The organism is Pseudoalteromonas sp. Bsw20308, assembly GCF_000310105.2.
Classification (GTDB): domain Bacteria; phylum Pseudomonadota; class Gammaproteobacteria; order Enterobacterales; family Alteromonadaceae; genus Pseudoalteromonas; species Pseudoalteromonas fuliginea.
In genome coordinates this window covers 3,025,056-3,038,959 of the sequence record NZ_CP013138.1, presented here as the reverse complement: position 1 = coordinate 3,038,959, position 13,904 = coordinate 3,025,056, and the positions used below count along the sequence as shown (strand labels likewise).

Genomic DNA, 13,904 nt, shown 5'->3' with positions numbered 1-13,904 from the left:
TTATGGTGATGAATGATATTTCTAGTTTGGTTGCGTCTGAGCAAGATTCTTATTTAGCCTCTAAAGACAATCGTTTAGCTAAAGATAAAGAAAGCAATGACACCGAGTTTCTAAATCAGTTACACAGTGCGCATAATTCAATTGAAGCGGCAAGTAAACGTAGCTCTTCAGGTGATGCGAAAGATTCGATTCGTGCCGCTGAGCCTAAACAGGCCAAAACCGATATTGTAGAAAATGAGCAAGAAAACCAAGATAATACTAATTTATCTGGAGATAGTATGCTGGCTCAAATTAACTCTGCACAAGCTATTGATATATCAGTTAAAAAACACTCTGAACAGAGTTCTGATACTGTTGATACTGTTGATACTGGTTTAGATAAAACTAAAAGTAAATCCGCTGATAATATAATTTCAAGTGCATCACAAAACATCGGGCAAAAGGCCGCTGAACAAAAAAGTACTGAATCGCAAGCTACTGACAAAGATACTAGCGATGCTGCAGCATTAAATAAAAGTAATATAAATAAAGGTTTTGCCGCAGAGAAGCTTGATGAGCAATTAAATCCAGTCGTTGATAAAAATGAACACGATAAAGAGGGGCCTATTATAGATAAACCAGGCATCGCCAAACGTGTTGCTGCTGATGAATCACAAATTAAACCTGCCTTGGTAGACAACAAGCAAACGCCAAAAGGTGAGATCACGAATACTCAACGTGTAAGTAATGTGGATTCTCAAAGCAGTAACAGTGCTGCAGTTGAAACGTTGTTAAGTAAAGATGATAGTGCAATAAAGTTAGATAAAATATTGTCAAGTTTGACTCCTGAGCAGCGTGAACAATTAATTACTCAATCTCAAACCGTAAATAAATCAATTAACAATGATAATATTGCGGCTTTAAAACAAATGCTTAATGCGTTTGTGACTGAAAATAATAAACCACAAGCTTTAGTACCTAAACAATCTTTTAATGCAGAAATTAGCGCGTTAACGACGACTGAAAAACAAGCGTTATTGTCTCAGTTAACAACTTATATTAAAACCGAACAGCCACAAGGTGCTCAGTTAACTTATCTCAAAGAAGCGGTAAGTGTGCTTGAAACATCAATCAATTTAGAACAACCAAAGAATAAAATAACTACTTTTGTTGCAGGTGAAACTCCAAATACTGTTTACAATCCGCAGAAGCAGAGTGTGAAATCGACAATAAATGAAAATAGTATTCCGCCAGACCAATTAGCTGAGGCGGACGATGATTTGATAAAACAACTAGACATGATTCAAAAAGATGGTTCTAAAATCAATAATGCAGAACAGCTAACCCCGCGTTCTATGCAGCTATTTACACAAATCACAGGCGCACTTGATACCTTGCAAAGGGGCGGATTAAGTAATTACGATATTTTAGGCTATGAACAAGCAATACTAGATACGCAAGTGTTGCAATCTCAACAATTACAAAGCACTGCGCAAGGTAAGCAAATGAGTATTGAACCGGGTGTTATGCAGGCGGTTAATATTATTAAAAGTGATGCCGCTAAGCTCTTGCAAGAGCGCGTCAGTTCAATGCTAAATATTAACAATAAAGAAGCTGAAATACGCTTAGATCCACCTGAAATGGGCAGTATGCAAATACGTATTAGAAGTGATGCTGAGCAAGCCCAAATTAATTTTGTAGTACAAAATCAGCAAGCAAAAGAGGCGTTAGAACAATCATTACCTCGTTTGCGTGAAATGCTCGCACAACAAGGTATTGAATTAGGCGATAGCAGTATTTCATATGGCGATTCTAAGAACGAAACCACAGAACAAAATGACGATGATTCAAAAAACGGTTTGGTTAATAAAAATACCATTAACGAAGAAAATGCCGATTCAGGAGAGGCTCAACTACAAAGTTCTCGGCAACAAACTTCATCAGCAATAGATTACTATGCCTAAGTACTGCTATTATAATAACTAAAACAAGTAAGTACCTTTGCAAATAAAGGAAATACAATGGCTGAAGACACTAATTTAGAAATTGAAGAAACAGGTAAAAGTAAAAAGAAGCTGATAATTATTATTGTTGCCGTTGTACTTGTTGTTGGTGCCGCCGCAGGTTATTTTTTAATGTCAGGTTCTGATGAGGTCCCAGCAGAAACGTTAGATGAAGAAACGGCCATAGCGGCTGAGGCTCCTGTTGCTTCTGGCTCATCTGCTTCGATTGGCAGTGCACTGTATGTTGCTATGCCCAGACCTTTTGTATTTAATGTACCAGGTTCAAGTCGTGATAGGATTGTACAAATTAAAGTGCAGTTATTGGTTCGTGGTGAAGTCAATGAAGAGACTGCAAAAAAACATATCCCACTTATAGAAGGCACGTTATTAAGTGTATTTTCTACAACTACAGCTGATGAATTAAGTACAAGTGCAGGCAAAGAAACATTGCGTTTTTCTGCGCTTGAAAAAGTACAAACAGCTTTGGCTGGCGTTGAAGGTAGTAAAGTAATTGAGCGGGTTTTGTTTACCGGCTTTGTGATGCAATAAGGGGTTAGCGTGAGCGATTTATTATCCCAAGACGAAATTGATGCGTTATTACACGGTGTTGATGATGTCGAAGAGGAAGAGCACGATAGTGAAGACGGCGGAGGTAGTACACTTCAGTACGACTTCTCTTCGCAGGATCGAATCGTGCGTGGTCGCATGCCGACACTTGAAATTGTTAACGAACGTTTTGCTAGGCATATGCGAATTAGCCTATTTAACATGATGCGCCGTACTGCTGAAGTATCGATAAATGGTGTGCAAATGATTAAATTTGGTGAATATATTCACACCCTTTTTGTACCTACCAGCTTAAATATGGTCCGCTTTCGACCATTAAAAGGCACCGGGCTAATCACTATGGAAGCACGACTTGTGTTTATTTTGGTTGATAACTTTTTTGGTGGCGATGGACGTTATCATGCAAAAATAGAAGGCCGCGAGTTCACACCAACAGAACGTCGTATTGTACAAATGCTACTTAAAATAATCTTTGAAGATTATAAAGAAGCATGGGCGCCTGTCATGGATGTATCTTTTGAATACCTCGACTCAGAGGTCAACCCTGCCATGGCTAATATTGTGAGCCCCACAGAGGTTGTAGTTATTAGCTCTTTTCATATTGAGCTTGATGGTGGTGGTGGTGATTTTCACATAGCATTACCTTACTCCATGCTTGAGCCAATCAGAGAGCTGTTAGATGCAGGTGTGCAGTCGGATACTGAAGATACCGATTTACGATGGAGTAAAGCGCTTCGCGATGAGATTATGGATGTAGAAGTTGGATTATCAACTCAATTACTTGAAGTTGATTTGTCTTTAAAGCAAATAATGGAACTCAAAGCAGGCGATATAATCCCTGTTGAAATGCCTGAGCACATTACAGTATTTGTCGAAGAGTTACCTACATTCAGAGCCAAAATGGGCCGCTCTCGTGATAGTGTTGCCCTACAGATTAGCGAAAAAATTAAACGACCTGATTCAGTTAAATCTGAGCTGCATGTATTTACCAAAGGCGGCAAGAAAATTGACTCAGATGCAGAATTAGCAGAATTAGAGGATGATTTACACCTTTCTGATGGTGTAGATTTAGACTGGTAATTGATTAAAAGGTTAAAAGTATGAGTGATGATCAAGATACTATGGACGAGTGGGCTGCTGCGCTTGCAGAAGCCGATACCCCAGATGAAGGTGCTGAGGCGCATGTTGCAGAATTAGACGAGTTAAGTGATTCAAAGCACGAAATCAGCGGCGATGAAAAACGTAAACTCGATACGATTTTAGACATACCAGTTACCATTTCTATGGAAGTTGGCCGTTCTAAAATAAATATTCGTAATTTACTGCAGCTTAACCAAGGATCAGTTGTTGAGCTTGATCGTGTTGCGGGTGAGCCATTGGATGTTTTGGTTAATGGTACTTTGATTGCTCATGGAGAGGTTGTTGTAGTAAATGACAAGTTTGGTATTCGCTTAACTGATGTAATAAGCCAAATAGAGCGGATCAAAAAATTACGATGAGCTTATTAGTTGCTTTAACGAGTTCCGTTTTTTCAAAAGCAGATGTGGCAACACCAACTGGAGATATACTCTCTATGGTGCTGTCACTCGTAATGGTGCTAGTACTTATCATCGTGCTGGCATTTTTTGTAAAGAAGCTTAATCCAAATCTAGCAAACAGCGATGAGTTTAAAGTAGTTAGAAGCCTACCTTTGGGTTCTCGTGAGCGTTTAATGGTTGTTGAAATAGACAATGCGCAGCATTTGCTTGGTGTAACGCCTCACAGTATTAATTACTTACACAAGTTAGAAACCCCATTAAGCGAAAAAGAACTTCCTGAATTAGCTAAACGATTTGGTAAACTTTTAAACCCGCAATCAAACCAAAATAAAAAGAATTAGACCTATGACAAAGTGGCTGCTTATTATTTTCGCCATGGTATTTGTACCAAGTGTCAGTGCTGAGGGTATTGATGCGCTAACCATTACAACAAACGCCGATGGCACACAAGATTACTCAGTAACGTTACAAGTTTTAGCGATTATGACGGCGCTGAGTTTTATACCAGCCGCTATAATCATGATGACCTCATTTACACGTATTATTGTTGTGCTTGCTATTTTACGCCAAGCAATTGGTTTGCAGCAAACACCGTCGAATCAAGTGTTACTAGGCATGTCGCTTTTTTTAAGTATTTTTATAATGTCTCCTATTTACCAGCAGGTGAACGAGCAGGCCATAGAACCTTATTTAAATGAGCAGGTTACTTCAGTGCAAGCTTTAGAGCTTGCAAAAGAGCCTATGAAAGCCTTTATGCTATCTCAAGTTCGTCTTAAAGATCTAGAAACGTTTGCTAAAATTGCCGGGTACGACCAGCTTAACTCGCCAAAAGATACACCATTAATTGTATTGATCCCTGCATTTGTTACCAGTGAACTGCAAACCGCATTTATAATCGGGTTTATGTTTTTTATTCCATTTTTAATTGTTGATTTAGTTGTTGCCTCGGTATTAATGGCGATGGGTATGATGATGCTCTCTCCTATGATAGTGTCTTTGCCGTTTAAAATTATGTTATTTGTACTTGTTGACGGTTGGAGCTTAGTGATGGGTACCTTAGCCAAAAGCTTTGGCTTAGGGACTTAGTATGCAAAGTATTAATGTAATTCAACAATAGGAGTACAACATGGAACCGGAAATTTTTGTTGATATTCTAAGTGATGCCTTGTTTTTGGTTATTAAGTTGGTGTCTGCAATTGTAGTACCAGGCCTAATTATTGGTTTAATTGTTGCTGTATTTCAGGCTGCAACATCAATCAATGAACAAACACTCAGTTTTTTACCTCGTTTATTAATCACTATAAGTGCGCTAATTGTGGGTGGCCATTGGCTTACTCAAGAGTTAATGGATTTTTTCACTCGTTTAGTATTGCTCATTCCTGAAATAGCAGGTTAAAAGTGGAGTATCCGTTTTCAGTCGTAATTCAATGGTTGAGTGATTTTTTGCTGCCCTTAGTTCGCATCAGCTCAATGATAATGATTATGGCTGGTTTGGGTGCTAAAAACGTCCCTACTCGGATAAAGATGGGGTTATCGGTTGTAGTAACTCTCGTTGTTATACCTGTATTACCTCCGGCCACCTTCACTAATTTGTTTTCGTTTGAAATGATTTTAGTTGTTATCCAGCAAATGTTGATTGGTATTGCGATTGGTTTTGCATCTATACTCTTATTAAACACCTTTGTGTTAGCTGGGCAAATATTAGCAATGCAAACAGGTTTAGGTTTTGCTTCAGTTATTGATCCCTCTAATGGTGCAAGTGTACCTGCTGTTGGACAGTTTTTTCTGATTTTAGCGACACTTCTATTTTTTGTTTTTAATGGCCACTTAATGATGATTCAGATGGTGGTCCATAGTTTTCAAGTGTTACCGATTGATGGCACGTGGTGGTCTGTAGATCATTACTGGGACATAGTGACCTGGGGCGGCTGGATGTTTACTACAGCACTTGTACTCTCACTTGCACCGCTCACAGCTATGCTCGTTATTAATATGTCGTTTGGTATTATGACGCGTGCAGCGCCGCAATTAAATATTTTCTCTATTGGTTTTCCGTTTACCTTGGTAGCGGGACTTATTATTATTTGGGCGACACTAGGCAACTTTGTTACTCAGTTTGAGTTTCAATGGTTAAAAATGATTGAGCTAATGTGTACTTTAGTTGGTTGTTCACCTTAGGAGAAAGTCATGTCTGAAGACTCAGGGCAGGAAAAAACAGAAGAACCCACATCCAAAAAACTTGACGAATCTAAAAAGAAAGGTCAAATAGCGCGCTCAAAAGAGTTAGGTACCATGTTTGTGCTTATTTTTTCGGCTATATCTCTTTTGATGTATGGACCAGAAATTGGCAAAGGTTTATATAATGTGATGGGCCGTACACTTAGCTTAAACCGTAACGAAGCATTTGATACAACTAAAATGTTTGCCGTTTGGGGAGAAGTTGCTGACGCTTTAATGTTCCCGATGGCCATGTTTGTATTAATTATTGTTTTAGCTGCATTTATTGGTAATACATTGTTAGGTGGTTTTAATTTTAGCTGGGAAGCTGCCGCGCCTAAAGCAAGCAAAATGTCACCAATGAAGGGCTTTAAGCGAATGTTTGGCCCGCAAGCGGCTGTTGAGCTTATAAAGTCACTTTTAAAATTTGGTTTAGTTGCAAGTTTTGCAGTGTTTTTAATTGATACTTTTTTTGATGAAATACTGCACTTAAGCTTAGAAAGTGCACCGGGTAATATTATTCATGCCTTAGAGATTTTAGCGTGGATGTTTTTAGGGCTTTCATGCACTTTAATTATTATTGCAGCAATTGATGCGCCATTTCAAAGTTATAACCATAACAAGCAACTTAAAATGACAATGCAAGAGGTTAAAGATGAGTATAAAAACTCGGAAGGTGACCCACAAATAAAAGCACGTATTAGGCAAACACAAAGGCAAATGTCGCAAAAACGCATGATGCAAGATGTGCCTGATGCAGATGTTATTGTTACTAACCCAACTCATTACTCAGTCGCTTTAAAGTACGATACGGAGCGTGCAGGAGCGCCTATTGTACTAGCCAAAGGTATTGACGAGATGGCAATGCAAATTCGTAAAGTAGCAATTGGTAATGAAGTCCCCATTGTAGAGTCCCCCATGCTAACTAGAGCACTTTATCATACGGCTGAAGTTGGCGATCAAATACCTGATCAGCTATTTACGGCTGTTGCACAAGTGCTAGCGTATGTATTTCAGCTAAAACGTTTTAACAAGGGACGAGGAAAACGCCCTACAAAGCTTAGTAATAAACTCCCCATCCCCGACGCCTACAAGTATTAATATCGCAAATTTACTAACTTGGAATAGTTATTGCTAATTCTATATAGTGTCAATTTTTTGAAATTGTAGAATTATGAGTTTTAAAGCGGTATTACAACAACTTAATAGAGACAAAAAAGAATATGCCAAAGGAGTAGGGACTCCTTTGCTTGTGCTTGCTGCACTGGGAATGGTGATTTTACCATTACCGCCATTTTTACTCGACATCCTTTTTTCGTTTAATATTGCGCTCGCATTAGTTGTATTACTCGTGACTGTTTACACGATGAAACCAGTTGAATTTGGTATGTTCCCCGCTGTATTACTTATCGCTACGATTATGCGCTTAGCGCTCAACGTTGCTAGTACTCGAGTTGTGTTACTTGAGGGTCACAACGGTGGTGATGCTGCAGGTAAGGTCATTGAAGCATTTGGCTCAGTTGTAATTGGTGGTAACTATGCAGTTGGTTTAGTTGTATTTTTAATTCTTATCATTATCAACTTTGTAGTAATAACAAAGGGTGCTGGACGTATTTCTGAGGTATCTGCACGTTTCACCCTTGATGCAATGCCAGGTAAACAAATGGCAATAGATGCCGATTTAAATGCCGGCTTTATTAGTGCTGAGCAAGCGCGTGACCGTCGCGAGGAAGTAACTCGCGAAGCCGATTTTTACGGTTCAATGGATGGTGCGAGTAAGTTTGTAAAAGGCGATGCAATAGCCGGTATCGTTATTTTAATTATTAATATTGTAGGTGGCTTATTTGTTGGGATGATCCAGCATAACTTAAGTTTTAGCCATGCAATGGAAGTATATACACTTCTAACCATTGGTGACGGTTTGGTTGCTCAGCTTCCATCATTATTGCTCTCAATTGGCACGGCAATTGTAGTAACACGTCAAAATGAGTCGCTTAATATGGGTGACCAATTCAAGAAACAACTTGGTAACGAAAAGTCACTCTTTATTGCTTCAGGTATTTTGATCATCATGGGGTTAGTCCCTGGTATGCCGCATTTTGCTTTTTTGAGTTTAGGCGCACTACTTGGTTACTTAGCCTATTACACGCAGCAAAGTAAAATCAAAGCTGCTGCAGCCGAAGCTGAAGAGGCTGCAAATGGCGGAAGCACCGCGACAGGTGTTGCGAATAAACAAGAGCAAAAAGAGCTTGGTTGGGATGATGTTCAGCAAGTTGATGTAATAGGATTAGAAGTAGGGTATAGATTAATTCCGCTGGTTGATCAATCACAAGGTGGTGAACTACTCAACCGGATTAAAGGAGTGCGTAAAAAGCTTTCTCAAGAGCTTGGATTTTTAGTTCCTCCTGTTCATATTCGCGATAATTTAGAACTAGACCCTAATGCTTACAGAATAACGCTAATGGGAGTATCTACTGGTGAGGGGGAGCTTAAGCATGGTGATGAGCTGGCTATTAACCCAGGGCAAGTATTTGGTCCGATAAAAGGAATTGAAACTAAAGATCCTGCATTTGGGTTAGACGCGGTTTGGATTAAACCTGATCAAAAAGACGAAGCTCAATCTTTAGGCTATACCGTTGTTGATTCTGCCACAGTGGTTGCAACTCATATTAGTCAGTTGTTAACTAACAGCGCAGCGTTGTTACTAGGGCATGAAGAAGTTCAAAACTTACTTGATATGCTTGGAAAGAGTCATCCTCGTTTGGTTGAAGGGCTTGTCCCTGATGTATTGCCGTTAACCGCTATTGTAAAAGTACTACAGAACTTATTGAACGAAGGGGTGGCTATTCGCGATATGCGATCAATTGTACAAACCCTTGTTGAGTATGGTCCTCGTAGCCAAGACCCTGATGTATTAACGGCTGCAGTGCGTATTTCTCTGCGTAGATTAATTGTTCAAGATGCGGTTGGAATGTCATCTGAAATACCTGTCATAACCTTGGCGCCTGAGTTGGAACAGATGTTGCATCAGTCATTACAAAATGCAGGCGATGAAGGTGCCGGTATAGAGCCAGGACTTGCAGAGCGACTTCAAGTGTCATTGAATGAAGCGCATCAAAATCAAGAAATGGCCGGTGAACCTTCAATACTGTTAACGTCAGGAATGTTACGTACTGTGTTATCTCGTTTTGTTAAGTACACCATCCCAGGATTAAGGGTGATGTCTTATCAAGAGGTGCCAGACGAAAGACAGATAAAAATTGTCAGCTCTGTAGGCCAACAATAAGATTTTAAAGGGGTTGAATAATGAAAATTAAACGTTTTTTTGCTAAAGATATGCGTACAGCACTTAAAGAAGTGAAAGATGAACTTGGTGTTGATGCGGTTATTATGTCTAACAAAAAGCTGGCTAATGGCGTTGAGATTGTAGCCGCAGTTGATTATGAAAAAGCGGCCCCTAAATCAGTTGCACAGCCGCAAAATACTTTAGCGCGTGCGGATGACTCAGCACAATCACACAGTATACATAATTTTGTAAAGCCAGAGCCACAACGCCCTAAAGCGGCTCCCCAAGCTAGGGTTGCAGATAGTTTAGAAGCTTTACTAGAGCGTCAATCTCCTCGCCCACGTTCACCTGAATTAGCATCAATGTTTTCTCAATCGGGTATTGAAACGACCGATAATTATCAAGAGCCCGTTGTCAAACCTCGCTCAGCGAATATGTTTGCTCGCGAAGATATTGCACCAACACGTCCACAGACCCAAGCCGATAGTTTAGGTTTTGATGACCTAGATCGTGATTTTGATGATCTAGATAGCCCTGTAACACCTCAAGCGCACGTTAAAAATAATGAAAGTGAAGAAATGACGTCAATGCGTGAAGAAATGAACGCTATTCGTCAATTGCTAGAGCACCAAGTATCAGGTTTAATGCAACAAGATATGGCACGCCGTGACCCCACACGTGCTTGTATGATTGACCGTTTAGTTGGTATGGGAATCGATAAAGAAGTTGCAGAACAAATGGCGTGTTTTGTACCTGATGACGTATCTCGCCAACAAGGTTGGAAGGCTTTGTTAACAATGGTCGAAGACCAGATGCAAACTACGAATAATGAAATACTACGTCAAGGTGGTGTTTACGCATTGGTAGGCCCAACTGGTGTGGGGAAAACGACAACAGTTGCAAAGTTAGCTGCTTTAGGCGCACAGAAATACGGTGCAGATAAAGTGGCGCTAATAACCACCGATACATACAGAATTGGTGCTTATGAGCAACTTGCAACATACGGTCGAATTATCGGTTGTGGAGTAAAGCAGGTTAAAGATGCTAATGAATTAGCTGAAGTTTTATACCATTTACGAAATAAACGTCTAGTATTAATTGATACAGCAGGTATGAGTCAACGAGACTTACGTTTAACAGAGCAATTGAATACGCTTATGCGCAATCAACGTGTTGATATTCGTAGTTATTTAGTATTAAGTGCAACAGCGCAAATAAATGTCTTGCAAGAAACAGTACGACACTTCAAAAAAGTGCAGTTAAGTGGTTGTATTTTCACCAAGTTGGATGAATCTTTAAGTTTAGGTGAGATTATTAGTATTGCGATTCAAAATCGCCTTCCAATAGGGTATCTTACTAATGGTCAACGAGTTCCAGAAGACATTCGTGTTGCAAATGCAGAAAAACTAGTAAAAAAAGCTGAGCAATTGTATTTGAAAAGAATAAAAGCACAACATTCACGACACCAAGCAGTGGCGTCGAGCACAGTAGGGATGTATGATTAACACAGTATTAGATCAAGCAAGCGGCCTGCGCAAAATGAGTCAAAACAATAACAACGGCGTAAAAGTTATCGCTGTTACTGGTGGCAAGGGTGGTGTAGGTAAAACAAATGTTTCACTTAACACGGCAATAGCATTAGGCCAGCAAGGTAATCGAGTTTTAGTACTTGATGCCGACTTAGGTCTAGCGAACTGTGATGTGATGCTCGGATTACGGGTTGAACGTAATTTATCACATGTACTTTCTGGTGAGTGTGAACTCGATGAGATTTTAGTTGAAGGTCCTGCAGGAATTAAAATTGTACCAGCGACCTCTGGTTCTCAGAGTATGGTGGAATTATCACCGTCTGAACATGCAGGCCTTATACGCGCTTTTAGCGAATTAAATACCGAATTTGATATCTTAATTGTAGATACCGCTGCGGGTATTTCAGATATGGTACTGAGTTTTTCTCGTGCTGCTCAAGATGTAATGGTTGTAGTGTGCGACGAACCGACTTCAATCACAGATGCTTATGCACTTATTAAAGTGTTAAGTCGTGAGCATGGGGTGTATAAATTCAAAATTGTAGCTAATATGGTTCGTAGTATGCGTGAAGGTCATGAGTTATTTGCAAAACTTTCAAAAGTAACGGACCGATTTTTAGATGTGTCAATGGAGTTGGTTGCAACAATCCCCTATGACGAAAATATGCGTAAGGCAACTCGCCGTCAAAAAGTGATTGTAGAACTTTTTCCTAGTTCTCCTGCTTCAGTTGCCTTTAAAGCACTGGCGACAAGAGCAGTGAAATGGCCTATACCTAACCAACCTTCAGGACATTTAGAGTTTTTTATAGAGAAGCTAGTTAACGGCTAATTATGACAACATTGGTAAATAGAGCTATGGGATATCAATCAACACAAAATTTAAATGTGATTGTTGAAAAACATGCATCGCTAGTCAAAAAAGTGGCATGTCATTTAATTGCTCGTTTGCCTCCAAGTGTCCAACTTGATGACCTAATTCAGTCGGGTATGATAGGCCTAATTGAAGCATCAAAAAACTTTGATGCAACCAAAGGCGCAAGTTTTGAAACGTTCGCGGGAATACGAATTCGCGGTGCCATGCTTGATGAAATGCGCCGTGGTGACTGGGCTCCTCGGTCGGTTCATAGAAAAAGCCGTCTTGTAGCCGAGACGATTGCTGGATTAGAAAGTAACTTAAATCGTGAACCAACCGATATAGAAGTTGCTGAAAAACTTGAAATTTCGTTAAATGAGTACCATCATATTTTAAACGATGTAAACACAAGTAAAGTGTTAGGCATCGAAGACCTCGGGGTCGATGAAGATGTTATTACCACGGCTGGCCAAGATTTAACGCTAGACAAACCGTTTAATAACGTTAAAAATGAACGATTTAATGAATCATTATTAAATGCTATCAAGTCATTACCAGAACGAGACGCAATGGTACTTTCTTTGTACTATAACGATGAAATGAATTTAAAAGAAATTGGACATATACTCGATGTAAGTGAATCGCGTGTAAGTCAGATACATGGTCAGGCGATGATTAAGCTAAAAGCAAAAATCAATGACTGGATAAACTAGTAGTAAGTAAATACAGGTTAAGACCTCACTGGAGGATGTTTTGGATAAAAACATGAAAATTCTTGTTGTTGATGATTTTTCGACAATGAGACGTATTATTAAAAATCTATTGCGCGACTTAGGCTTTACCAACGTCCAAGAAGCGGATGACGGCTCTACAGCCTTACCCATGTTACAAAATCAAGTTTTTGATTTTGTGGTAACAGATTGGAACATGCCAGGAATGCAAGGTATTGATCTTTTGAGAGCGATAAGGGCTGACGATAAATTAAAACACCTTCCTGTTTTAATGGTGACAGCTGAAGCTAAAAAAGAACAAATAATAGCAGCGGCTCAAGCTGGTGTTAATGGCTATATTGTAAAACCATTTACAGCTGGCACATTAAAAACTAAATTAGAAAAAGTGTTCGAACGCTTAGGTTAATAATAGGGGAAAGGCTTATGCCAGCACCTGCTGCGCCTCGGATAACGTTAGAACAAGCTCGTCAGCTCGTCACTTTTTTAGAAAATGGCGAACATGATAAAGCTGATCAACTAATTTTAGATACTGCATCTAAAGAGCAGTCAGAAATATTTGACGAAGTGGGAAAGTTGACGCGTCAACTACATGAAGCTTTAAAAGGCTTTGAGCTAGACACGCGCCTAACAGATCTCACTAACGACGCTATACCTGATGCTAAAAAACGGCTTAATTATGTCATTGAGATGACAGAAAATGCTGCAAATAAAACCATGGATGCGGTTGAGGCGAGTTTACCGATAGCACAACAGTTAGCGGATGAAATATCCCATATCAAACCGACATGGGACCGTCTAATGAGTCGTGAAATTGAACTCGGTGAATTTAAAGTACTGTGCCACAGCATTGATAAATTCATGAGCAGTTCTCATCATAAAACTGATGAGTTACAAAGCTTCATGACTAACATATTAATGGCCCAAGATTATCAAGATTTGACAGGTCAAGTAATTCGCCGAATTATAGAACTTGTTAGGGAAGTTGAAGAAAGCTTACTTCATCTTTTAACTGCTTTTTCTGAACAAGATATCAGTAAAGCAGTCACCCTAAAACCACAAAAAATAGATGACCCAGTTGACCCAGAAACATTAGCAGGTCCTGAAGGGCCTATTATTGATAAAGAATCACGTAATGATGTTGTGTCTGATCAAGATGAAGTCGATGATCTTTTATCAAGTTTGGGCTTCTAAGAGGAGAGTA

15 protein-coding genes are annotated in these 13,904 nt (G+C 39.5%); all 15 read left to right on the top strand.

The window, feature by feature from the left end; all coding sequences use genetic code 11:
• The first annotated feature begins 8 nt into the window (after nt 1-8).
• A complete protein-coding gene (locus tag D172_RS13415; protein ID WP_007377956.1) occupies nt 9-1,943 on the top strand; it encodes a flagellar hook-length control protein FliK in 1,935 nt (644 codons plus the stop codon).
• Between the two features lie 57 nt (nt 1,944-2,000).
• Nucleotides 2,001-2,531 carry a flagellar basal body-associated protein FliL gene (gene fliL / locus D172_RS13410; protein ID WP_007377955.1) on the top strand — a complete coding sequence of 177 codons (531 nt, stop codon included), beginning with the start codon at nt 2,001-2,003 and terminating at the stop codon, nt 2,529-2,531.
• A 9-nt stretch (nt 2,532-2,540) separates the two neighbouring features.
• Nucleotides 2,541-3,629, top strand: a complete 1,089-nt coding sequence (gene fliM, locus D172_RS13405; protein ID WP_007377954.1) for a flagellar motor switch protein FliM — start codon at nt 2,541-2,543, stop codon at nt 3,627-3,629.
• A gap of 20 nt (nt 3,630-3,649) precedes the next feature.
• Entirely contained in the window at nt 3,650-4,048 is a 399-nt protein-coding gene (gene fliN / locus D172_RS13400; RefSeq protein ID WP_007377953.1) for a flagellar motor switch protein FliN, read from the top strand.
• On the top strand, nt 4,045-4,428 hold the full coding sequence (gene fliO / locus D172_RS13395) for a flagellar biosynthetic protein FliO (RefSeq protein ID WP_007377952.1): 384 nt from the start codon (nt 4,045-4,047) through the stop codon (nt 4,426-4,428). The genes fliN and fliO overlap by 4 nt, the downstream gene beginning before the upstream one ends.
• A 4-nt stretch (nt 4,429-4,432) precedes the next feature.
• Nucleotides 4,433-5,173, top strand: coding sequence for a flagellar type III secretion system pore protein FliP (gene fliP, locus D172_RS13390; RefSeq protein WP_007377951.1), 741 nt, complete (start codon nt 4,433-4,435; stop codon nt 5,171-5,173).
• Between the two features lie 40 nt (nt 5,174-5,213).
• Nucleotides 5,214-5,483, top strand: a complete 270-nt coding sequence (locus D172_RS13385) for a flagellar biosynthetic protein FliQ (RefSeq protein ID WP_007377950.1) — start codon at nt 5,214-5,216, stop codon at nt 5,481-5,483.
• Nucleotides 5,484-5,485: 2 nt separating this feature from the next.
• Nucleotides 5,486-6,265, top strand: coding sequence for a flagellar biosynthetic protein FliR (gene fliR / locus D172_RS13380; protein WP_033023775.1), 780 nt, complete (start codon nt 5,486-5,488; stop codon nt 6,263-6,265).
• Nucleotides 6,266-6,274: 9 nt separating this feature from the next.
• Nucleotides 6,275-7,405: a flagellar biosynthesis protein FlhB gene (flhB, locus tag D172_RS13375; RefSeq protein WP_007377948.1), complete on the top strand. Its 1,131-nt coding sequence runs from the start codon at nt 6,275-6,277 to the stop codon at nt 7,403-7,405.
• A 73-nt stretch (nt 7,406-7,478) separates the two neighbouring features.
• Nucleotides 7,479-9,590, top strand: a complete 2,112-nt coding sequence (gene flhA / locus D172_RS13370) for a flagellar biosynthesis protein FlhA (protein ID WP_007377947.1) — start codon at nt 7,479-7,481, stop codon at nt 9,588-9,590.
• A 20-nt stretch (nt 9,591-9,610) separates the two neighbouring features.
• On the top strand, nt 9,611-11,095 hold the full coding sequence (gene flhF, locus D172_RS13365) for a flagellar biosynthesis protein FlhF (protein WP_007377946.1): 1,485 nt from the start codon (nt 9,611-9,613) through the stop codon (nt 11,093-11,095).
• Nucleotides 11,088-11,948 (top strand): MinD/ParA family ATP-binding protein, encoded by an 861-nt coding sequence (locus D172_RS13360; protein ID WP_007377945.1) that lies wholly within the window; start codon nt 11,088-11,090, stop codon nt 11,946-11,948. The genes flhF and D172_RS13360 overlap by 8 nt, the downstream gene beginning before the upstream one ends.
• Nucleotides 11,949-11,974: 26 nt before the next feature.
• On the top strand, nt 11,975-12,685 hold the full coding sequence (locus D172_RS13355; protein ID WP_007377944.1) for an RNA polymerase sigma factor FliA: 711 nt from the start codon (nt 11,975-11,977) through the stop codon (nt 12,683-12,685).
• 40 nt (nt 12,686-12,725) lie between these two features.
• Nucleotides 12,726-13,109, top strand: coding sequence for a chemotaxis response regulator CheY (gene cheY, locus D172_RS13350; protein ID WP_007377943.1), 384 nt, complete (start codon nt 12,726-12,728; stop codon nt 13,107-13,109).
• A gap of 17 nt (nt 13,110-13,126) precedes the next feature.
• Nucleotides 13,127-13,894, top strand: coding sequence for a protein phosphatase CheZ (locus D172_RS13345; RefSeq protein ID WP_007377942.1), 768 nt, complete (start codon nt 13,127-13,129; stop codon nt 13,892-13,894).
• The last annotated feature ends 10 nt before the right edge of the window (nt 13,895-13,904 follow it).

Excerpts from the sequence above, each read along its gene's own strand:
- D172_RS13360 (WP_007377945.1), top strand. The coding sequence starts at position 11,088 with ATGATTAACACAGTATTAGATCAAGCAAGCGGCCTGCGCAAAATGAGT.
- flhF (WP_007377946.1), top strand. The coding sequence starts at position 9,611 with ATGAAAATTAAACGTTTTTTTGCTAAAGATATGCGTACAGCACTTAAA.
- fliP (WP_007377951.1), top strand. The coding sequence starts at position 4,433 with ATGACAAAGTGGCTGCTTATTATTTTCGCCATGGTATTTGTACCAAGT.
- fliO (WP_007377952.1), top strand. The coding sequence starts at position 4,045 with ATGAGCTTATTAGTTGCTTTAACGAGTTCCGTTTTTTCAAAAGCAGAT.
- D172_RS13415 (WP_007377956.1), top strand. The coding sequence starts at position 9 with ATGAATGATATTTCTAGTTTGGTTGCGTCTGAGCAAGATTCTTATTTA.
- fliN (WP_007377953.1), top strand. The coding sequence starts at position 3,650 with ATGAGTGATGATCAAGATACTATGGACGAGTGGGCTGCTGCGCTTGCA.
- D172_RS13355 (WP_007377944.1), top strand. The coding sequence starts at position 11,975 with ATGGGATATCAATCAACACAAAATTTAAATGTGATTGTTGAAAAACAT.
- D172_RS13385 (WP_007377950.1), top strand. The coding sequence starts at position 5,214 with ATGGAACCGGAAATTTTTGTTGATATTCTAAGTGATGCCTTGTTTTTG.
- flhA (WP_007377947.1), top strand. The coding sequence starts at position 7,479 with ATGAGTTTTAAAGCGGTATTACAACAACTTAATAGAGACAAAAAAGAA.
- D172_RS13345 (WP_007377942.1), top strand. The coding sequence starts at position 13,127 with ATGCCAGCACCTGCTGCGCCTCGGATAACGTTAGAACAAGCTCGTCAG.
- fliL (WP_007377955.1), top strand. The coding sequence starts at position 2,001 with ATGGCTGAAGACACTAATTTAGAAATTGAAGAAACAGGTAAAAGTAAA.
- flhB (WP_007377948.1), top strand. The coding sequence starts at position 6,275 with ATGTCTGAAGACTCAGGGCAGGAAAAAACAGAAGAACCCACATCCAAA.